The organism is Candidatus Methanoperedens nitratireducens (genome assembly GCF_000685155.1).
Taxonomy (GTDB): Archaea; Halobacteriota; Methanosarcinia; order Methanosarcinales; family Methanoperedenaceae; genus Methanoperedens; species Methanoperedens nitratireducens.
The window spans coordinates 416,414-437,444 of record NZ_JMIY01000001.1; the positions used below are offsets into that span (position 1 = coordinate 416,414).

Sequence of the window (21,031 nt, forward strand, 5' to 3'; positions counted from 1 at the left end):
ACTGGACGATAAATAAAATCATAAAATAGCATGCTGCAAAGTGGAAAAGTGCGGAAAATAGGATAAAGTATAAATAGAATAAATCCGTAATGAAATTATTATTTGGGAGGTTATTAAATTGGTAGAGAGAGTTTCATATATAGTCACTTTTAAGACTAAGAACGAAAGGGCGGATAAGGAAAGCGATAAGGTGGAAATATTTAGGAGTGCAATCAAATCGCCTGTGAATGTTATAGAGGCTGCTTCGGCTCTAAGATTGCCTGCTCATGTACCTGCGGAGAACATAGCGCTCGATATAAACGAGTACGAGGCACCAATAGTCACAGCTAAACTCACGGATGATGATGTTGCAGCTCTAAAAAAAGACCCAAATGTGGCTGCTGTTGAACCGGATGGAAAATGTTATGCTCTGCCTGCAGTAGAATGTCAGCCATCGCCTGAGGTTGAGACTATTCCATGGGGTATCGATAGAATAAAAGCACCTCAAGCATGGGATATAACTAAAGGTAAGGGCATGAAGGTCGCGGTCTGTGACACGGGCGTAGATTATACACATCCAGATTTTAGTCCAAACTACAGAGGCGGGATAAGCTTTGTACCAGCAGAAACAGATCCAAAGGATTTTAACGGACATGGAACCCATGTTGCAGGTACCATTATAGGGGTTGCACCATCTGCATATCTATATGCTGTAAAGGTACTCGGCAGTGATGGTTCAGGAAATTTTAGCTGGATAATTGCGGGTATAGACTGGTGTGTCAGGAATGGCATGCATGTACTTAATATGAGCCTTGGTGCTCCTTCGGCGCCTACTACAGCATTAGAGAGAATGTGCAATCTGGCATGGAGCAGAGGATTAATACTGGTTGCGGCGGCCGGAAACGACAGAGGACCAGTAAACTTCCCTGCGAGGTATCAATCAGTTATAGCTGTATCTGCAATAGATAGTGCCAACGTGATAGCAGAGTTCAGCAGTAGAGGTCCTGAGGTTGAGCTGTGCGCTCCGGGCGTAGATGTTCTATCAACTTTACCGGGAGATAGATACGGAACACTGAGTGGAACAAGCATGGCATGTCCTCATGTGGCTGGTGTTGCAACACTTGCGTTATCTTCACATAGATGGGCACCATCTGATGTGGCTAAAAACGTCGCTATCAGAAGGCTGCTTGCCTCTACAGCGGAAAACCTGGGCATACCTGGCCGTGATGAAGAGTATGGTTTCGGCAGGGTGAATGCAGACGAAGCAGCATTCAGGCTAGAAGTGCCATCCGCTGTGTCAGGATTACCATAGTTTAAATCATATTTTTCTTTTTGTCTAAGGCTATTTTTGAGTGTAATTAAAGGGCATAGACCCTGGAATCGTATTCTATGATCTTTACACCCTTAATTTCAGAGATCCTCTTTGCAGCACTTGCTGTAACCGTTCCTGAAACAGCATTTATCTCAGGGAATTTATTCCTAATATGCAATCCCGCTCTCTCAATGGCCGAGATATCTAAATCAGGATCAAATGTAACTATGACAGGTATTTTCTGGTTTGGATCTATTCTCTCTGCTTCTTCTATCTTCTTTGAGAGTTCTTCAGTAATTTTTGACATCATCACTCCATTGTTTAATAGGGCCTCCATAAGTTTAAATTTTTGGTCTATTCTTACAAAGCGGAAGAAGCTGGTAAGATTGTAGAGCTGGTTAATCCAATCTTGAATAGATACTCCATCTAAATACCTTACTTCCTCGCATACACCACCAGAGACTGAAGCAGAGGTCGAAGCGTTGCAGGAACTGCTGGATCGCTCACATCCACTGTATGCTTTCTTCCATCTTTTTCAACTGTCAGTCTGTATACAAAGTAATCAGCACCTCGTGCTGGCAGTGGAAACTTAGCTGGCAGGTTGAAAAAACCGGCAGAATCTACCATCTCATGTAGCTTACGTGCCTCTTCAGCAGGAAGCGTATCCGTATCCAGCGTAACAGCCGTACGCAGCCCTGCAAAGCCGCCTGTGCGCTCCAATTTAATCAACATATTGCCTTCCAGGCATACTTTCTGAATTATTACTACCTGGCAGGGATGGCTTCCATAGCGCGAACGGTGATATTGATGCCCGCATCTGTCCACCCTTTCCTCACAGCCTTCTGCTCTTCACTTCCGGCCCCGAACAACTCTCCGGCTACCAGGAATGTCTTGTTCGCAGCATCCTGGAAATTCGAAAAACGTCTGAGCCTATCTCTTAATGCGATATACCATATTCTACCTGCCCTCTCCCATGCAAATCCACCGATTTCCATTGCTGTAATGCAGAATGCACGGTTCGGGATACCAGAGTTTATGTGCACACCTCCGTTATCTTCCCAGAAAGGCAAACGCTTAACATCTCTCATATGTGCTGGCTGGGGGTCCCTACCGAGTTTCGGATCATCATAGGCAGTCCCTGGCTCTTTCATCGATCTCAGAGCTTTGCCGTTGACTTTCGAGGTGAAAAGTCCTTCACCGATCAGCCAGTCTGCCTCATCTGCAGTCTGGTTGAGTTTGCGCTGCTTCACAAGAGAACCAAAGACATCAGACATAGACTCGTTCAATGCACCAGATTGAAATGCATATAATAGATTTGCCTCATATTGAGTCACACCGTGGGTCAGCTCGTGACCGATCACATCAATGGCCCTGGTGAAGGGCTCGAAAATGTCCACATCACCATCACCGTACACCATCTGCGTCCCATTAAAGAAGGCGTTATTGTAGTCTTGACAGAAATGTACCGTGGAGTCTATGCGCATACCCCTATCATCAATAGAGTTACGCTCGAATATCTCTCTATATAAATCGTAGGTCGCACCTGCCCCATCATATGCTTCATCCACAGAAGGATCACCCTTTGAAGGATCTCCCTCTTCGCGGACTAAAGAGCCAGGAAGGCATGGAGAATGAGGATCACAGCACTCATTCTTTACATCGTAGACGGTGCGGCGCTTCTCTCCAGCCGGTGTCGCAACAGCAGTAGCGAGTGGACCAAGCACTTCGCGCCGTTCGCGGATCCGCTCGGATAAAGTTAACGCTTGAAAAGCCCTCTCGCGCTGTTTTTGATCACCGCGCTGAGCAAGCTCCTTAAGCATATGCGGAGGGATTATACCCTGAACTGTAGCCCTATTAATCTGTGTTCTTCTTGCTATTCTTACTCCTTCAGAAGGAGATACTTTTACTAAATTATTTTTATACATATTTTGCCCCCTATAAATTCAGATATCATTCCTCTATACCCCTTGTTTCTTTTGCTCTTTTAATTCACACTGCCTCCTTTTCATAAAATCGATAAACAATTTCGGAAGCATTCCCTTTATCAATAGCAATAAAATATACAGTGTTAGTCTCGGAGATCTTTACTCTATTTCCCTCATTAAAATGCATACCGTCAAAAGAAAAATATAATTTACCACTCGAAGCTTTAGCTTTAACTTCAAGAGAATCAGTAAATTTAGGTCTATCAGGAGTCTCTATTTCTACTGCAGGCTTAATTACAGAAACACCATACATTCTCTTAATATCGCTCGCACCAGTACCTGAAAAAGTAACATCCCATATCCCATCTTTAGATAGAGTAAGTCCTTCCCCGTTTCTTAATTTACCACTACAGGTCTCTGCAACATTTTCTATAATATAACCTGCCTGATATTCTTTAGTTACACGCTTTGTAGTATAAGAGACAACCATATCTGCCGGAGTAACATTTACAGTAACTGACAAAGGTTTAGGGGAAATCTCACCTATCTCGCTAACCTTTATAGGGGCACTCTCAGTAACCCTTATAGAAACAGGACTTACAGCAATTCTCTGTAATGCAGAAACTGGAATACCAGGCGGATGCTTATTTAAACACCCTTTAAAAGCATCAAAAACCCCTCTTTGCATAAGAATTTGTGAGTGTCCCATTATATTTGGACCTAAATTAAATCTTAAATTACAATGAGCACCCTCCAACCTGCCAGTATCTTTATTTTGTTTATCAACAAAGTCACCTGTCGCTGTAATAGCGACATACACATTTTGAGGAGGTAATGTACCTACATCCAATTCAGTTGTAACTTTCCAGCTCTCCTCAAGAGCAGCCATCTCCGCAAACATCTGCTCTGGATTCTTTACACCTTGACTTTCTTCACTTTCATGCTGACACGTTTTTGCCTCCTCAGGAATAATCATCTGCTTTGGATCATCTGTTCCTCTGGGACTATCATCTTTAACCCCATTGAATATATGAGAATTTACCTCAAAACTACCACCAGTCTGAAACTCCCCTGGCGAAAACCTACCCAGACCATTATTGGCAGTAGCAAGAAATACGGCAGTTCCGACATTGTCAAGCCTGTGGTTCGCATTATCGAATGTACCATCTGACCTGTAACCTCTCATATAGGCACAGGTCATCATACCACCAAGAGAATGGCAGATAATATCAATTCTTTCTACATTCAAATAGTCTATAACATCATCAATAAACTCTCTAACATCATCTATATGGTTTCTAACCGGTGTGGGCATCTCTGGTGGAAAGGATCTATTTTCACCTAAATAATCCATCGCCCAGATCTCACAATCCTGATACCCTTCCTCCTTTAGAAAACGTTTCATAGTATCCCAACCAAACGTCGGATGAGCTACATGCGCAGCGTTTCCATGTATTAGGATTATTGGGGCTTTCTTTATAGTTTTCCTATGCTGTTCCTTATTCATATTCGGGTCGCCACCAAAACCAGTTAAAGTATGAGTAAAATCTCTTGGAAAGATATTCATATTACCATCACTCCCATTACTCAACGTTATACTATCTAGCATATAAGTCTTCTTATGTCAGTGAGACCATCCGCTAATTCAAAAGCTTAAAAAGGGTGTGGTCGTTATTGGTGTAAATAGAATGCTCACTCCACGGTTATCGCAAGATATTTACGTTAGAAAGGGAAACATATTCAGTAGGGGTAGAATAAATCTCTATTTTGCCGCATTAAGTTATTTTTGTATAAAACGGGGAAAATGTAAAAAAGAGTAAAACAAAGGCGTGTTTGAGATAATTCAGGATAGTAAAACCCAGGTTTAGAAAATATGATCGTTACAAAACATATCTCCCTTGATAAAGACTGCGTTGAAAAGATGGAACCATACGTGGAAAGACATAGTGGTAATTTCAGCGCTGCAATGAGAGAGATAATAGACAGGGCAGGTAAATCCGGATTGCCATACAACTCATCGGCAATAGGCAACTCTCTGCTTAAATGGATGCTGATGGAGACCGATGATATACTTGTTCCTGATGGTGTATTAGATGAACTGATTAATCCCATACTGATGAATTCGATGAAAAAACTTGAGGAATATCTCAGCTACAAGTTCGGTGAGCTTGGATGGAATATTGACCTTGTGTTAAAATACGATAATGAAAAGTTACCTTCTGATGTATTGATAGAGATAAAAGGGGATACTCAGAGAATAAAATTTGTTGCCTGCATACTATCTCAATATCTGGTTAAAAACTCACTTGAGCGTACACCGCTTAAGATAAGGTGTGTTATTAATTTCAGTGATAGTATAAAAGTAGAACTATCCCGATCTAATAAAGATGAGGCACACAGAAGCCTGGTTACATTTTTTGGGGGGATGGATGAAGTAATAAGAGCGATAAAGAGCAATCCAGACTTCTGGAAGGCTATAATCAACAGGCATGTTTTGAGTAATTACAATATGGTCACTCTTCACAGGAATTATTTTGAGGATCTGCTTGCCAATAAGATACCCCTTGGAGAGATAACGATAGAGACGCTTGCAAAAAAACCGATACAGGAGATACCCTTAAAAGAGATGCTTTTTCTGATAAAGGAGGTTTATGAGACCTCCAGGGTTGCAGATAGAGTAGAGATCGATAAAGAGAATATAATATTATTCCACAATTATAGAAATAAAGAAGCAATAGAAAAACTAAAAAAAATACTGGTAATGCTTCTGGAGGCTAACGGTCATTTATATGATGCAAAGTCAACAGCCAATATAATCGTACTGACACACAGGCCTGATGTGGGTATAAAAATCAATGAAATAGTAGATAATTTGAAAACAAGCAACAGCAAAGTGGATCAGGAATTAATAATGTTCTTGACTTTTCTAAAAGGGTTTAAGGATATTCCAGATATACCCCTTTCACTGACCGTGCTGGGCAGAAAAATCGGTAGATCCCTGATGCAGGAGTATGAAAGAGAAAACGGCATCAAGAGCTGGAATCTGGAGACTTTCAAACATGCTTTTGAAACAATTAATTCCAGAATCCATGTAGAAAGCGAATGGAAATTGGAAGGGAATAACCTGCTGTACACTGTAAGGAAATGTAATATTGCTACAGAAGGGAATAAGTTCGATACATATATCTGCCATACAGCAAGAGAGGCATTCAAAGGCGCGCTTAATTATGCATTCGGGAACAGGGCAGGATTAGAAATTAGAAAATTGCTGTCTCATGGAGATAATCTCTGTGAGGTTGTCATACAGATACACTAAAGCAGCAATCTTATAGAGCTGCTCATGGATATCATGAGCAATCTTTTAATCTTATGTAAATCCTATAATACACAGGTGATATTATTCAGGAGTATTCGTTTAAACGAGGATCTTCACAGGATATTGCGCGAGTCCGTGAGGTACTGGAGAGGAATTTTTCTGCTGAATTAAAAGAAGAAAGTGGTAAATACACACTGAGCTACGGTGCCTTTAAGAGGTTAACAGTCTGGGTTGATAAAAAGAAGCTATATGTTGATACAGAATCCAATAAGGAAGCCCGGGATGAAGCTATTCTTGATACAAATAAACGCTACAGGGACTTTCTTGAAGAGGCAACAGGCTACACTGCCAAAGAACGCCTTGCAAGGGCCAAAAAAGAAGTGCAAGAGGTTTGAATTTGTGGGATGTGCTTAAAAGACCTGATATTCCCACCTGTCTTCGAATATGCGCAGGCACTGATGGTTCGATCACGCTGCTGCTTGAGCTACTTACCGGAAAGGCAGTAAAAGTCGTAACTCTTGATCAACGTGTGGTAAAAGCCACATCCGATATGGCAGAGCTTCTGGAGATAGAACCTGGGGATGATGTTAACAGCAGGCTTGTAACCCTGAGCGCCAACGGCACAGTGTATGTGCTGGCAAAGTCACTGGCGGCTATTAAAAGAATGCCGCAGGCAGTAAGGGACGATCTCATGAGGGCTGATATCCCGATAGGCAGGATTTTACGTGAGCACAAGCTTGAGACCAGAAGGGATATACTTAATATGCAAATAATCCGCTCAGAATTTTTTGGAGAACTCCCTGTTATTTCAAGGGAATACAGGATTATACACCAAAATAATATACTAATGTGGATAAATGAATGCTTCCCGATCGATGATCGATGGAATATCTAAAGAACAGTTGTGTTATTTTTAGTCCTCTCAACAACCCTTTCAAAGAACATCTTCTCTGTATCAAGAGGCCCTGGATGTGCTTCAGGATGATACTGCACTGATACTATATCCAGGTATTTATGCTCCAGTCCCTCAACTGTCGTATCATTGGCATTGATCTGAGTTATAATTACTTCTTTTTCATCAATGCTGCTCTTATCCACTGCATAGCCGTGGTTCTGTGATGTAATATGCACGATTCCTCTTTTGAGGTCTTTTACAGGCTGGTTGGCACCGCGATGCCCGAATTTCATCTTGTATGTATTCCCTCCGAGGGCAAGTGAAATGATCTGGTGGCCAAGGCATATACCGAATATAGGGAGCTGCCCTGCAAGCTCTTTTACGACCGATATGCCGTTTATGGCCTGCTGAGGGTCACCCGGACCGTTTGACAGGAGCAGGGCATCTGGCTCGTAATTCAAAATATCTCTCACCGATGCTGTGGCAGGGACTACGGTAACATTCAATCCTCTCATGTTCAGGCTTTTAATGATATTCCTCTTCACACCAAAATCCATGAGGACTATGCTGCCGCCGTCTTTATCCCCTTTTACCTGATACTGCTGCTTACAGGTGACTTTCCCTATAAGGTCCAGATTTCCGATATCAGGCTGTTCTCTTGCAAGCCTGACCGCTTCCTCACCGCTATCATCTCCGACGATGATGGCAGCCTTCATGGTGCCGCGCTCTCTTGTTTTTATTGTAAGCATGCGTGTGTCGATCCCCATTATACCTGATTTGCCCTCATCTCTTAGGAACTCGCATATGGAGCGCCGGGATCTGTGGTGGGATGGGCGGCCGCAGGCCTCTCTCACAACCAGTCCTTCTGCCTGCATACCATCGGATTGGAATGTCTCACCGCTTATGCCGTAGTTACCGATAAGCGGGTAGGTGAACATCAGTATCTGGCCTCTGTATGACGGGTCTGTCAGGGCCTCCTCGTATCCCGTGTACTGGGTTGTGAAAACAAGCTCGCCCTGAACAATGCCCTCTACTCCCATGCCCTTTCCTTTAACGAACGTTCCATCCTCAAGACCAAGTACCGCTTTCATGCGTGCTTAAAACGTAGGGGCAGGGTAAATATGTTACTATCCTAAAGTTGAAGACGGCAATTTACCTGATTATAAAAATCACAGTTAAATCCTATCTCTTCCTCACCAGTATCTTCTCTGCCAGCTCTTTTCCAAGCGATCTCTCTTTATCTGCCACCCTGACCAGAATCGGTCCCCCGAATGGAGCGATGCTTTTTACCTCAACCTCTGCATCAGGATATAACCCAAGGCTGCCTATATACTGCAGCATCTGCGGGTTCTCCTCAGAGACACTTTCAATAACACCAGCCTCACCCGCTTTCAGTTCTGATAACTGCACTGTATCACCGCGGGCTATCTTTCCGTGGATATCAGGTATGGGATAACCATGAGGGCACGTCCTGGGATCACCCAGCTTCTCTGCGATTTTCTCTTCCATCTTATTGCTGATATCGTGCTCAAGCCTGCATGCCTCATCATGTACCTCATCCCACCCGAAACCCAGGATATCCGTAAGAAGCCGCTCAGAGAGCCTGTGCTTTCTTATCACCCTCTTGGCTTCAAGTTCGCCCTCTTCTGTTAATACCACTCCCCGATCTGCATATCTCACAAGTCCCCTCTGTTCGAGCTGTTTTAGCATCTCTGAAACTGATGATGGACTCAGCTCCAGGCGCTCTGCTATCCTGGAAGTGGTGGCAGGTTCCTGCATCTCATGCAGCTTGTATATACACTCAAGATACTCCTCTATTCTGGGTGATTTTTTTGCCATATCTGCCTGTATAATTAAAAATGTGGCCTTAGGATAATTAAGTTTTGCTAATCTACTTTAGCTCTGTTATACAGGTAACCTCACCGTGGGACATCTGTATGACCTTGTTCCCTATCTCACCTATCTCGGGGTTGTGGGTTACTATCACTATCGTCCTCCCCTCTCTGTGGAGTTCCCTGAAGATCTCAAGAACCGCTTCCTCGTTCTTTTTATCAAGGTTGCCTGTTGGCTCATCAGCAAGTATTATCTTGGGCTGGTTGATAAGTGCTCGGGCTATACATACGCGCTGCTGTTCCCCGCCTGAGAGCTGGGACGGCAGGTGATCCAGCCTGTGCTCCATGCCCACGCGCAAAAGCGCCTCTTTTGCCTCTTCCTCATCCTCTATGCTGTGGAAGTACTGCGCTATCATCACATTCTCAAGCGCGGTGAGATGGGGAATCATGTGGAACTGCTGGAAAACCAGTCCAATGTTCTCCCTCCGAAACCTTGTCCTCTCTTTCTGATTGAGAAAAGCGGTCTCAGTACCGTTCACAAGCAAAGAGCCACCTGTCGGTGTATCAAGGCACCCTATCAGGTTCAAAAGCGTGGTCTTTCCGCTCCCTGAAGGTCCCATTATGTTTGCCCATTCTCCTCTGTCAATAGTGAAACTGGCCCCTTTTAGCGCACAGGTGGTATCGTATTTCTTAACAAGATCTTTAGCTATGATCATCTTATTCGCCTCTTAGTGTTATAACCGGATCTATCGATAGTGCCCTGCGTACAGGCAGGATGCTTCCAATAAATGCGATAAGTATCGATGTCAGGATGGTGAGTAGAAATACCTCTGGCTTAACTGATACAGGGATATTGAATATCCTTATTCCTATGAACTGGGCAAGTGCAAGCCCGGCAAGGAACCCGAGAATACCGCCTGCAGTTCCCACTATCCCTGCCTCGGTGAGGAATATGGATGCTATCCTTCTATCTGTGCAGCCCAGGGCTTTCATAAGCCCTATCTCTCGGCTTCTCTCAAGCACGCCTGTTATCATAGTGCTCATCAGGCCGAGGAACGCGGATGACAGGACAAAGAGCGCCACAAGGGACATTAAAAGCTGGGTTTTGCCAAGGAGTACTTTCTCACTCTCTGCTACCTGCCGTATCTTCTTTACTTTGTAGTTATTACTCTCAAGGTATTCTGAAACCTCATCGATATCCCCAAGAACGCTTACCTGTACAGATGTTGCCCCGCTTTTACCTGAGATCTTCGAAGCTGTAGCAAGATGCATGAATACCCTGTCATCATCAGATGTGCCTGTGTCCAGGATACCTGAGACCCGAAAGGAATTCCCCTGAATTCTGAGGGTGTCATCCGTTTTAAGCCCGAGCCTGTTTGCAGCATTAATTCCGATCATGACCTCGTCCTGATCAGGAAGCGTGCCTTCGATATGCCACCAGGGGTTCATTCTTTTTGCAGCCTCAAGATCAGTGCCCGCAAACTCGATCTTTTTTGAGCTAATATCAGACTTGAAATAAAGGAAGGGGACAGAATCTATGATAGAGCTATGCGAGGCGTCGAATTTTTCGATGTATTCCCCTTCGCCTGGCAGGACAACAAGGTTGGCTCCGTAGCTACGCAACTCTTTTCCCATCCTCTCTTTTATATCAAAGGAGATGGTCAGCAGTGAAGCCACCATAGCAGCGCTGAGCATTACTGCAACCATAGCTATCAAAAACCGCTCTTTTCTTACCCAGAGGGATCTCATTACAAGACGGATGAACAATTCAATCACTCCTGAGTATGATCGATGGCTCTACTTCTGCCGCCCTTTTCACAGGCAGCAGACTGCCAAGAAGGGCAAATACAATCGCAAGTGCCTCTGAGATCAGTGCAGGCATGAGGGATGGGCTTATGCTTGCCCCGAATACCCACAGACCCACCATTCTTGAGAGCACAAAACCAATGAGAATCCCGATTGCCCCGCCTATGATGCCGATAACAACCGCCTCTGCAAAGAATAACTGGGAGATCTGAACACTATCTGCGCCTATTGCCTTCATCAAACCGATCTCTTTTCTTCTCTCGAAGATAGAGGTTGTCATAGCCGCACTCACGCCCAGAGAGGCCGAGATCATGGCTATTCCCGTGATCAAAAACATCAGTAATTCAAATTTTTTAAGTAATTTTCCCTCGTTATCCGCCACCTGACGTATTGGCTTTGCGCTTGCATCTGGTATTGCCTCTTCGATCTGGAACATGATAGAAGAGATGTACGGAGTACAGTACCAGACCTCATATTCCTCTGGCGGAAGAAGAGAGGGATCTATATTTTCCCGGGGCTCAGGTTTGGTCAATGCGCTTACCACCACGCGATCCACCATGCCCTGCCTTTCAAACAGTCCCTGCGCCTCCCCCAGGGAGACTATCACCCGGTCATCCTCATCCCCGCCTGTGGAGAGTATGCCTGATACCTTATAGGTTGCATTATTATCTCCATATTCTGCCCTGAATATATCCCCCTTCTTTATGCCCATCTTCTCTGCTGCACTTATGCCTGCCAGAGCCTCTCCAGGTTCGGGCCATTCTCCCTCTATATTCCACCAGGGCGCTATCTTCTTTACCCCGGTTCTAAAGCCTGTCGCGCTCTCTTCTGCCTTCCTGTTCCCGATAAATGTTTTTTTGAGTTCAGGCAGCCAAATCTCCTCATCGAAGTATGTGCCGCTCAGCACTATTTCCTCATCTTTTATCTTCACCGTGTCACTGAGGTATGGAGAGTATCCCACTATATTATGCCTCCAGAAGATGGTCTTCATTTTATAAAGTTCGCTCTCCTGTATGAATTCCCCCTCTGATGATGGCATTAAAAGAATGTTTGCACCGTAGCTCTTCAGCTCCTTTCCCATCTTATCATTGATATCAAATGATACCGTAAATAAGGTCGAGGCTATGGACGCTCCCATAACCACGGCCAGAACTGCCAGGGCTATCCTTAGCTTTCTTCTTTGAATAGCAGAGAAGAGAAGGTGGAAAAACATAGTCAATCAATATATTACTTTTAACTTAAATGTTTCGGTAGTCCGAATATATTAATTAGGAATTCCTGATGGTTTTTAATAGACCTGTATATAAAGTAAGGTGAATAGGATACTTGAAGCCTATCAGATTTAGCCCCGTATCCTGTATCTTAATCTGCAAGGCTCACTAATCTGTCCTTCACATGCTCCTTTATAACATAATCTATATACCTGTGTATGTATACACAGAATATTATGGGTACAAAGACAATATCTATAAGGGATGATATATATAACATTCTCAAGAGCTTAAAAAGAGAGAATGAAAGTTTTAGCGATGTAATAGGAGAGCTTGCAAAGAAAAAAAAATCAAACCTGAGGGATTATTTTGGAGCTTTGAAAGATAGTAAAGCACTGGATGAGATAGAGGATGATTATATGAAAATAAGATCATCTGCAAGGTCGAGAGTATGATAATTCTTGATACAAGCTTTCTCATTGATTTTTTTAAGGGTAGAAATAAAACCCTTGATCTTGTAAACTCTGATGTTGCAACTACTGTTATAACATTCCATGAAATAATCTCAGGGGCAAAACATAAAAAAGCTAAAAACGAGGAGAAATTTTTTAGGAGATTTTTCTCCGAAATCAAGGTGTTTGATTTTGATATAAGGGCTGCAGAAAAATCAAGTGAAATAATGGCAAGTCTTTTGACCACGGGAAAAGTTGTGAACGCTCTTGATGTTATGATAGCAGGGATTGCTATAACAAACGGAATAGATAAGATAGCCTCAAATGATAAGGATTTTATAGAAATATCCAAGATAACCGGATTGGATATCTTAAAGTACTGAGTCCATCCAATAACTCCAAATTTTCAAATAATACAGTGAAGCGACTCCAGCAGCAGGCATGAAGGGCGATCCGGGTATGAGAAGCTACTATATGCCCTTATTTACCAATTTCAAAGGTAAATAATATATATATTCACTACCAAGTGAGCGGAGCAATCATGGAATAATCATAGGAGAAAAAATATGAATTCGTTGTTGTACTCGGCCCCACTTGCGGGCATTATAGGTCTAGCATTCGCAGGTTATCTTGTTTTGTATATTCTCAAACTGGATGCTGGAAGCGAAAGGATGAAAGCAATTGCATCTGCCATACAGGAAGGTGCCATGGCTTATTTGAACAGGCAGTACAGGACAGTGGCAGTTATCGCGGTAATACTTGCAATTCTGCTTGCATTGGCAATCAGTGTGGAGATTGCTATCGGATTTATTCTGGGTGCAGTTCTGTCAGCAGCAGCAGGTTATCTCGGTATGAGCATCTCTGTTCGCAGCAATGTCCGCTGCGCCAATGCCGCAAAAGAGGGCCTGCAGAAAGCACTGAGCGTGGCATTCAGGGGTGGAGCGGTCACAGGGATATCTGTTGCAAGCCTTGCGCTCCTGGGTGTGAGCGGACTGTTCATTGCATTCGGCGGGGATGTAGAAGCTGTTGAAAAGATCATAGGGTTCGGGTTCGGAGCATCGCTCATCAGCCTGTTTGCAAGGGTTGGCGGCGGCATATATACTAAGGCTGCTGACGTAGGTACAGACCTCGTAGGAAAAGTCGAAGCTGGAATACCTGAGGATGATCCACGCAACCCCGGCGTCATTGCTGATAATGTGGGGGATAACGTGGGCGATTGTGCTGGAATGGCAGCAGATCTTTTCGAGACCTATGTCGTAACAGTGCTTGGTGCTATGCTGATCGGTGTGACAGTTCTGAGCGTCTTTCCTAATGCTGTCGCATACCCCCTGGTACTTGGCGCTGCAGCGATCTTCGCATCCATAATAGGGATATTCTTTGTAAAGCTCGGAAAATCAGGCAACATAATGGGTGCAATGTACAAAGGCGCTATCGTGGCAGGAGGAATCTCTGCTATCCTGTTCTACATAATCACACAGGTCATGATGGATGGGAATATTGGCCTTTTCATAAGCGCACTTGTGGGCCTTGGCGTCACCGCAGCAATGATAATGATCACTGATTACTATACCTCGCTATCCCACAGTCCAGTAAAGGAAATTGCCAATGCCTCAGTCACAGGTCCTGGAACGAATATCATTACCGGACTTTCGGTCGGGTTGCGCAGTACAGCTTTACCTGTACTGGTCATCAGTGCAGGAGTATTGATCTCATATTATGTTATGGGCGGCGCAACAGACCCCATTCTGGGACTTTACGGTATTGCCATAGCTGCAGCAGCCATGCTGTCTGTTACAGGCATTATAATCTCCATAGACTCTTACGGCCCGATAACAGATAATGCAGGGGGCATCGCTGAGATGGCAGAGATGCCAAAGGAAGTAAGGGATATCACCGATCCGCTCGATGCGGTCGGGAACACCACAAAAGCGGTTACAAAGGGTTATGCTATAGGCTCCGCAGCACTTGGGGCTCTTGCACTTTATGCAGCATACAGCAGCGAGGTAAACAGGCTGCTTGCAGAGCAGGAACTACCGCCGTTGTTGCTTGTGCTGTCAGATCCGCTTGTCTTAATTGGATTATTCATAGGAGGTATGATTCCTTTCCTGTTTGCAAGCTTCCTTATGGGGGCAGTCGGCAGGGCGGCATCCACAATAGTCTCAGAGATCAGGCGCCAGTTCAAGGAGATCCCGGGAATCATGGAAGGAAAGGCAAAGCCTGATTACGGGCGCTGCGTGGATATCGTTACGATAGCAGCCCAGAAAGAGATGGTAGTACCCGGGCTTCTTGCAGTGCTCTCTCCTGTATTTGTTGGTTATATCTTCGGTCCGATAGCACTGGGAGGTTTGCTGATCGGTGTAATTATCTCAGGCCTGCTCCTGGCACTCATGATGACAACAGGAGGGGCAGCATGGGATAATGCCAAGAAATATATTGAGTCAGGCAACCTTGGCGGGAAGAGATTACCTGATGGCAGACCTAACCCGACACATGCAGCAGCAGTTGTGGGCGACACAGTAGGCGATCCAACAAAGGACACAGCAGGCCCGGCAATCAATCCTCTCATAAAAGTGATGAATATTGTAGCAATACTGATTGCTGCATTGATTCTATAACAGGCTCTGTAAAGACGATAGGACACGGATCGCACGGATAATACGGATGCGTACAGATTTCGTATCCGTGTTTTCCTGTATCTCAGACTTTTGATAAAATACTATAATCTTCACTTACTTTTACAGATCTATTGTTCATTATTAATAATGTCCGTAACCCATATATAGATGCTAAAATATATGGTAATACTACTATAATAATCATGATAATAATGATGCAGGTGGTAATCTATGGTCTCATGTTTAAACACATATGTATGGGTATCGCCCCATGAAGGTGTACAGTATAGTGATACCCGCTCACAGAGATTGCGGATTGCGCTGTATTCCCATGATACCATGGGACTTGGTCACATGCGCCGCAATCTGCTGATTGCCCATGCGCTTGCTCAGTCTCCTTTACATCCGGTCATACTTATGATCAACGGGGCGTATGAGGTGAATACCTTTACAATGCCGCCCGGAGTTGATTGCTTGAGTCTGCCTGCCCTGTTAAAAGAAACTAATGGTGAGTATAAATCGCGCTGCCTTGATATTTCACTCCAGGAGCTCATTACACTGCGCAGTAATGCAATCCACAGTGCACTTGAAGCATTTGAGCCAGATGTATTGATCGTGGATAAAGTACCGCGAGGTGCACATAGTGAACTCGATCCAGCACTTAAATCCCTGCGTTCCACCGGGCGCACCCGCTGTGTGCTCGGTCTGCGGGATGTGCTGGATGATCCAGCAACAGTTCAGAGTGAATGGTCAAACGAGTGCAACGAGGATGCCATTCGGGAATATTATGATGCGATCTGGGTGTATGGCGATCCAGCGGTTTACGATCTGGTGCATGAGTATCGCCTCTCTCCTGATATTGCTTCAAAAGTGCGCTATACGGGTTATTTTGACCAGCGCATGAGGTTAAAATTATCAGAGGGTATTGATCCCCTTGCCGGTCTGCCTCCTGATAGACTCATCCTGTGTCTTGTGGGCGGGGGTCAGGATGGGACTCACCTTGCCGAAGCATTTGCTCATGCAGATCTGCCTCCCGCAACCAGCGGGATAATCCTGACAGGCCCATTTATGTCTCATGAGGTCAGGCAGCACCTGCGCTTCCAGGCTGCCAACAATCCCCGCTTACGTGTGCTCGATTTTATCAATGAGCCTGCCCTGCTTATAGACCGTGCAGACAGGATTATAGCGATGGGGGGCTACAACACCATGTGCGAGGTACTCTCCTTCAAAAAGCGTGCGCTCATCGTGCCCAGGGTGAGACCCCGTATTGAGCAGATGATCCGTGCAGAGTGTATGCGCGACCTGGGTCTTATCGATGTGCTTCATCCCGATGAGCTCAGCCCGGAGGCGCTGGCAGAATGGATGGCATGTGACCTGCCACCAATGGGGAACTGCGACCGAATTGATCTGAACGGGCTTGAGCGTATTCCCTTCCTGCTGTGTGAGGTGATCCAGCATGCCGGGTGAGACCATGCGAGTTGGCTATGTGCTTAAGAGGTATCCCCGATACTCAGAGACCTTTATTGTAAATGAGATACTTGCCCATGAAGCCGCAGGATTGGAGATCGAGATCTTTGCTCTCCGGCCTATAAATGATACGCATTTCCAGGATGCGATCGCCAGGGTTAAAGCGCCTGTAAACTATATTCCCGCGGCAGTTCCAAAGTCCTCTGATTTCTGGGCAGAACTTTCCGGGGCCGGCAGGGCCACTCCTGATATATGGACTGCACTCAGAACTGCACAGGATGAGGCAGTCCTTGATATCTACCAGGCTGCATTACTTGCACGCGAGGTGCGCCTGAGAGGTATCTGCCATCTTCATGCGCACTTCGCCAGTGTGGCCACGTCGGTGACAAGGCTTGCAGCTCGATTTGCGGGAATTCCTTATACATTCACCGCTCATGCCAAGGACATCTTTCACGAGAACGTCAATCCAGAAAACATGCAGCGCAAACTCAACGATGCCTCAGCCGTGATCACGGTGAGTGACTACAACCTGAAATATCTTCACGCGATCTACGGCCCTTCGGCACAACATGTACAGCGCGTTTATAATGGGCTTGATATTGATAGATTTCCTTATAAAGCGCCAGATCGGCGTAAAATGCGGATCATATCGGTTGGCAGACTTGTTGAGAAGAAAGGTTTTAATGACCTGATAGAGGCCTGTGCAATCCTTGCTGACAGGGGCTGCGCCTTCGGTTGCCATATCATCGGTACAGGACCGCTTGAGGCTGAACTTAGTGCTCAAATAGAACGTCTTGGGCTTCAGTCATATATTGAGCTTGCGGGATTACTCCCAAGAGATGAACTAATTGAGGCTGTTCAGGATGCTGCTGTGTTTGCAGCGCCCTGCATCATAGGAAGAGATGCAGACCGCGACGGACTGCCGACCGTACTTCTTGAGGCAATGGCGTTGGGCACTCCCTGTGTTTCGACAGACGTGACCGGTATTCCTGAGGTGCTGTACGATGGGAAGACCGGATTAATGGTATCCCAGCATAATCCTGCTGAACTTGCGGCGGCATTAGAGCGCCTGCTATCCGATCCAGCACTGCGCGTACAGCTTGCAGCAAAGGCAAGGCAACTGATCGAGGCAAAGTTTGATATCAACATCAATTCAGCCTTTATACGTGATATCTTCCAGTCTACCAGACAGATCAGGATCGCTCAGAAGGTAGACTGATGCGGATCGCATATATCTGTGCGGATACGGGCGTACCGGTATTCGGCCGAAAGGGCAGTTCAATCCATGTACAGGAGGTAATTCGTGCTCTCATGGGACAGGGTGCCAGGGTTGAGCTGTTTGCTTCCCGCCTCGATGATAAAACGCCTTCTGGATTGGAGAGTGTCTGCATCCACAGGCTTCCAGTTCACAGGCCACAGAAAAGCGACCGCTCTGCCATGGAGCGTGCTACCCTTGCAGCGAATCACGACCTGATGGACCTGCTTGAGCGAGAGGGTCCATTTGATATGGTCTATGAACGCTACTCGCTATGGAGCTTTGCAGGCATGGAGTATGCCCGTGATATGGGGATATCCGGGCTTCTTGAGGTAAATTCACCCCTGATTGAGGAACAGGTTCAACACCGAGGACTGTCTGACCGGGCCTGTGCTGAGCGGGTAGCCAGGCGGGCCTTCGGGGCTGCAGGGGTCTTAATCGCTGTATCCAGGGAGATTGCAGCATACCTTGAGCGCTTTCCTATCGTTGGAGCGCGTGTGCATGTTGTGCCCAATGCAGTAGATCCTTCTCGCTTCCCTGATAATATCAAACCCTCATGCCCTTCTGATATGTTCACAATTGGCTTTGTTGGCACACTGAAGCCCTGGCATGGCCTTCCGCTTCTTATCGAGGCATACTCATTACTCCACAGGAGTAACCAGGACACCCGGCTGCTCATAGTGGGCGATGGACCGGGGCTGCCTGATCTGGTTGAGGATCTGTCCGCACGCGGTCTATCTGAAACGGTTCACCTGACAGGCTCGGTTGATCCGGATGAGGTACCGGGTCTTCTGGCTTCCATGGATGCTGCTGTTGCACCATATCCGGATTATCCCGATTTCTATTTCTCACCATTGAAGATCTATGAATACATGGCAGCCGGTCTGCCGGTTGTGGCCAGCCGTATAGGACAGGTGGCAGAACTGATCCAGGATGGGACCAACGGTCTTCTCTATCAGCCGGGCGATGCTGTCGCACTGTCTGCTGCACTCAACCGATTGAGATGTGAGCCCATGCTGCGCTCCAGTCTCGGAAGAGCAGCCAGAGAGACTGTACTTCACGACCATACATGGGAGGCGGTTGCTAAGCGCATCCTTCATCTGGGCGGTATAGAGCCAGTTAAGGTGAGCTAAATGGCGCGGCCGCAAACATTAGAACAGAGTTTACCTGGTATCAGGCGGTTCATTGTGCGTTTCTGGCCGTATATCCGTACACAGCGCACCCTTATCTCAGGTTCAATGCTGGCTCTCTTTATCGAGGTAGGTCTGCGTCTGCTTGAGCCCTGGCCTCTTAAGTTCATCTTCGATCGCGTAATCACCACCGCACCTTCAGGCGGCTTATCCGGCATCTCCATAATTGATAATATGGATCCGATGACCCTGCTCACCTTCTCTGCGTTCGCAGTGGTCACGATCGCCGGACTGCGGGCGATTGCTGCCTACAGCAATACGGTCGGGTTCGCCCTGATCGGCAACCGTGTTCTCACAAAAGTACGAAACGACCTTTTCCGCCACCTGCAGTTCGTATCACTCTCTTTCCATAACAGATCAAGGAGTGGCGACCTGATCATACGTGTCATTGACGATGTTGGCATACTCAAAGAGGTCACTGTTACGGCAATCCTGCCACTTCTGGCGAACTTTCTCATCCTGGCAGGCATGGTGGCAGTGATGTTCTGGCTGAACTGGGAGCTTGCTCTTCTGGCTATGATGATCTTTCCTCTATTCTGGCTCTCCACTATTCGCATCAGTCGGAACATCCAGCATGTTGCCAGAAAGCAGCGCAAGCGTGAGGGAGCAATGGCAGCCACAGCAGCAGAATCATTTGGAGCGATAAAGGTTGTCCAGGCACTCTCACTTGATGCAAATTTCACCCAGGTTTTTTCTGACCAGAGCAACAAAGATCTGAAGGTGGGGGTTAAGGCCAAGCGTCTTCAGGCCAGCCTTGAGCGTACAGTAGACATACTGATAGCGTTCGCTACTGCAATGGTGTTATGGTATGGGGCGACATTAGTGCTTGACAATATTTTTACTCCAGGTGACCTTCTGGTTTTCCTTTTCTATCTCAAAAGTGCCTTCAGACCAATACGGGACACTGCCAAGTACACGGGCCGGCTGGCAAAGGCCACAGCCGCGTGTGAGCGGGTGGTCGACCTCCTGGAGATAGAGCCTGAAGTTCGCGACCTGCCAGATGCTGTACCTGCACCTGCTCTTCGAGGAGGGATACGGTTTGAGGGTGTAAGTTTCGCCTATGAGCCAGGCCAGCCTGTGCTTGAGGATATCAGCTTTGAGGTGCATCCCGGTCAATACATTGCTCTGGTCGGTCCATCTGGCGCGGGTAAATCCACGCTCATCAGCCTGATCCTGCGTCTTTATGATCCGATGCAGGGGAGGATCATGATCGATGGACGCGATATCCGCAAATATACAGTTGCATCCCTCCGCCAGCAGATCAGTGTGGTATTGCAGGATAATATCCTGTTCGCTGCGAGCATAAGGGACAATATCGCCTACGGTGCGCCCGATGCTACACCAGGGGAGATCGAGGCTGCAGCCCGTCTTGCCAATGCCCATGAGTTCATCGGGGCTCTGCCGCAGGGATACGATACTATCCTGGGTGAGCGCGGTGTAACCTTATCCAGCGGACAGCGACAGAGAATCGCGATCGCAAGGGCAGCCATACGAAAAGCTCCCATCCTGATCCTGGATGAGCCAACCAGCAGTCTGGACAGGGAGAACCAGAGAGCAGTGATCCAGGCCCTTGAACGTCTCGCTCATGGCAGCACCACTTTTCTCCTTACCCATGATATGGAGTTCGCTTCAAGCGCTGATCTGATACTCTATCTTGAGAACGGGCGGGTGATTGAGTGCGGAACGCATGAGGAATTGATGAAAGCCAGTGGTCGGTACAGCACACTGTACCGCCTGCAGTCAGCCTTGCATGAGTATACCGCCCACAGGGGATAG

General features: G+C 46.3%; 20 protein-coding genes. 11 read left to right on the forward strand and 9 right to left on the reverse strand.

The features are described 5' to 3' along the window. Positions 1-118: 118 nt before the first annotated feature. Complete coding sequence (locus tag ANME2D_RS02160) at positions 119-1,291, forward strand: S8 family peptidase (RefSeq protein ID WP_052368517.1); 1,173 nt, start codon at positions 119-121, stop codon at positions 1,289-1,291. Positions 1,292-1,337: 46 nt separating this feature from the next. Here ANME2D_RS02160 and ANME2D_RS02165 read toward each other — a convergent pair whose 3' ends face one another. The 4 genes from ANME2D_RS02165 to ANME2D_RS02180 all read right to left on the reverse strand — a co-directional run bounded on the left by ANME2D_RS02165 (position 1,338) and on the right by ANME2D_RS02180 (position 4,783). Then, complete coding sequence (locus ANME2D_RS02165) at positions 1,338-1,628, reverse strand: hypothetical protein (protein WP_157833903.1); 291 nt, start codon at positions 1,626-1,628, stop codon at positions 1,338-1,340. A 98-nt stretch (positions 1,629-1,726) separates the two neighbouring features. Continuing rightward, entirely contained in the window at positions 1,727-2,023 is a 297-nt protein-coding gene (locus ANME2D_RS02170) for a protealysin inhibitor emfourin (protein WP_048088781.1), read from the reverse strand. A gap of 32 nt (positions 2,024-2,055) precedes the next feature. Beyond that, positions 2,056-3,216, reverse strand: coding sequence for a M4 family metallopeptidase (locus ANME2D_RS02175; protein WP_198527331.1), 1,161 nt, complete (start codon positions 3,214-3,216; stop codon positions 2,056-2,058). 64 nt (positions 3,217-3,280) lie between these two features. Beyond that, on the reverse strand, positions 3,281-4,783 hold the full coding sequence (locus tag ANME2D_RS02180; protein WP_157833904.1) for an esterase/lipase family protein: 1,503 nt from the start codon (positions 4,781-4,783) through the stop codon (positions 3,281-3,283). A gap of 306 nt (positions 4,784-5,089) precedes the next feature. Here ANME2D_RS02180 and ANME2D_RS02185 point away from each other — a divergent pair, with 306 nt between their 5' ends. The 3 genes from ANME2D_RS02185 to ANME2D_RS02190 all read left to right on the forward strand — a co-directional run bounded on the left by ANME2D_RS02185 (position 5,090) and on the right by ANME2D_RS02190 (position 7,427). Continuing rightward, entirely contained in the window at positions 5,090-6,532 is a 1,443-nt protein-coding gene (locus ANME2D_RS02185) for a hypothetical protein (protein WP_048088784.1), read from the forward strand. 83 nt (positions 6,533-6,615) lie between these two features. Beyond that, entirely contained in the window at positions 6,616-6,927 is a 312-nt protein-coding gene (locus ANME2D_RS17235) for a DUF5611 family protein (RefSeq protein ID WP_081810116.1), read from the forward strand. An 11-nt stretch (positions 6,928-6,938) separates the two neighbouring features. Next, complete coding sequence (locus ANME2D_RS02190) at positions 6,939-7,427, forward strand: chorismate--pyruvate lyase family protein (RefSeq protein ID WP_320408797.1); 489 nt, start codon at positions 6,939-6,941, stop codon at positions 7,425-7,427. Here the strand turns inward: ANME2D_RS02190 and carA are convergent. From carA to ANME2D_RS02215, 5 genes are all read right to left on the reverse strand, one after another. Next, complete coding sequence (gene carA, locus ANME2D_RS02195) at positions 7,424-8,518, reverse strand: glutamine-hydrolyzing carbamoyl-phosphate synthase small subunit (RefSeq protein WP_048088786.1); 1,095 nt, start codon at positions 8,516-8,518, stop codon at positions 7,424-7,426. The two genes, ANME2D_RS02190 and carA, sit on opposite strands and share 4 nt — an antisense overlap. A 91-nt stretch (positions 8,519-8,609) precedes the next feature. Next, positions 8,610-9,266 carry a metal-dependent transcriptional regulator gene (locus ANME2D_RS02200; RefSeq protein WP_048088787.1) on the reverse strand — a complete coding sequence of 219 codons (657 nt, stop codon included), beginning with the start codon at positions 9,264-9,266 and terminating at the stop codon, positions 8,610-8,612. Positions 9,267-9,318: 52 nt separating this feature from the next. Beyond that, positions 9,319-9,975, reverse strand: coding sequence for an ABC transporter ATP-binding protein (locus ANME2D_RS02205; protein ID WP_048088789.1), 657 nt, complete (start codon positions 9,973-9,975; stop codon positions 9,319-9,321). Position 9,976: 1 nt separating this feature from the next. Further along, entirely contained in the window at positions 9,977-11,026 is a 1,050-nt protein-coding gene (locus tag ANME2D_RS02210) for an ABC transporter permease (protein ID WP_048088791.1), read from the reverse strand. Position 11,027: 1 nt separating this feature from the next. Beyond that, positions 11,028-12,278 (reverse strand): ABC transporter permease, encoded by a 1,251-nt coding sequence (locus tag ANME2D_RS02215; protein WP_048088793.1) that lies wholly within the window; start codon positions 12,276-12,278, stop codon positions 11,028-11,030. Positions 12,279-12,512: 234 nt separating this feature from the next. Between ANME2D_RS02215 and ANME2D_RS02220 the strand changes: the two genes are divergently transcribed. The 7 genes from ANME2D_RS02220 (at position 12,513) to ANME2D_RS02250 (ending at position 21,031) form a co-directional block, all read left to right on the forward strand. Further along, positions 12,513-12,731 (forward strand): antitoxin VapB family protein, encoded by a 219-nt coding sequence (locus ANME2D_RS02220; RefSeq protein WP_048088795.1) that lies wholly within the window; start codon positions 12,513-12,515, stop codon positions 12,729-12,731. Further along, positions 12,728-13,111 carry a type II toxin-antitoxin system VapC family toxin gene (locus ANME2D_RS02225; protein ID WP_048088797.1) on the forward strand — a complete coding sequence of 128 codons (384 nt, stop codon included), beginning with the start codon at positions 12,728-12,730 and terminating at the stop codon, positions 13,109-13,111. The genes ANME2D_RS02220 and ANME2D_RS02225 overlap by 4 nt, the downstream gene beginning before the upstream one ends. Before the next feature lie 183 nt (positions 13,112-13,294). After that, positions 13,295-15,343 (forward strand): sodium-translocating pyrophosphatase, encoded by a 2,049-nt coding sequence (locus ANME2D_RS02230; protein ID WP_048088803.1) that lies wholly within the window; start codon positions 13,295-13,297, stop codon positions 15,341-15,343. 231 nt (positions 15,344-15,574) lie between these two features. Further along, positions 15,575-16,810 carry a glycosyltransferase family protein gene (locus ANME2D_RS02235; RefSeq protein WP_048088806.1) on the forward strand — a complete coding sequence of 412 codons (1,236 nt, stop codon included), beginning with the start codon at positions 15,575-15,577 and terminating at the stop codon, positions 16,808-16,810. Further along, on the forward strand, positions 16,800-18,029 hold the full coding sequence (locus tag ANME2D_RS02240; RefSeq protein WP_048088808.1) for a glycosyltransferase family 4 protein: 1,230 nt from the start codon (positions 16,800-16,802) through the stop codon (positions 18,027-18,029). Before ANME2D_RS02235 ends, ANME2D_RS02240 begins: the two co-directional genes overlap by 11 nt. Beyond that, on the forward strand, positions 18,029-19,198 hold the full coding sequence (locus ANME2D_RS02245) for a glycosyltransferase family 4 protein (protein ID WP_048088810.1): 1,170 nt from the start codon (positions 18,029-18,031) through the stop codon (positions 19,196-19,198). Before ANME2D_RS02240 ends, ANME2D_RS02245 begins: the two co-directional genes overlap by 1 nt. Beyond that, the gene (locus ANME2D_RS02250) at positions 19,199-21,031 is read left to right on the forward strand and encodes an ABC transporter ATP-binding protein (protein WP_048088812.1); all 1,833 of its coding nucleotides are present in this window, start codon (positions 19,199-19,201) and stop codon (positions 21,029-21,031) included. It begins immediately after the preceding gene.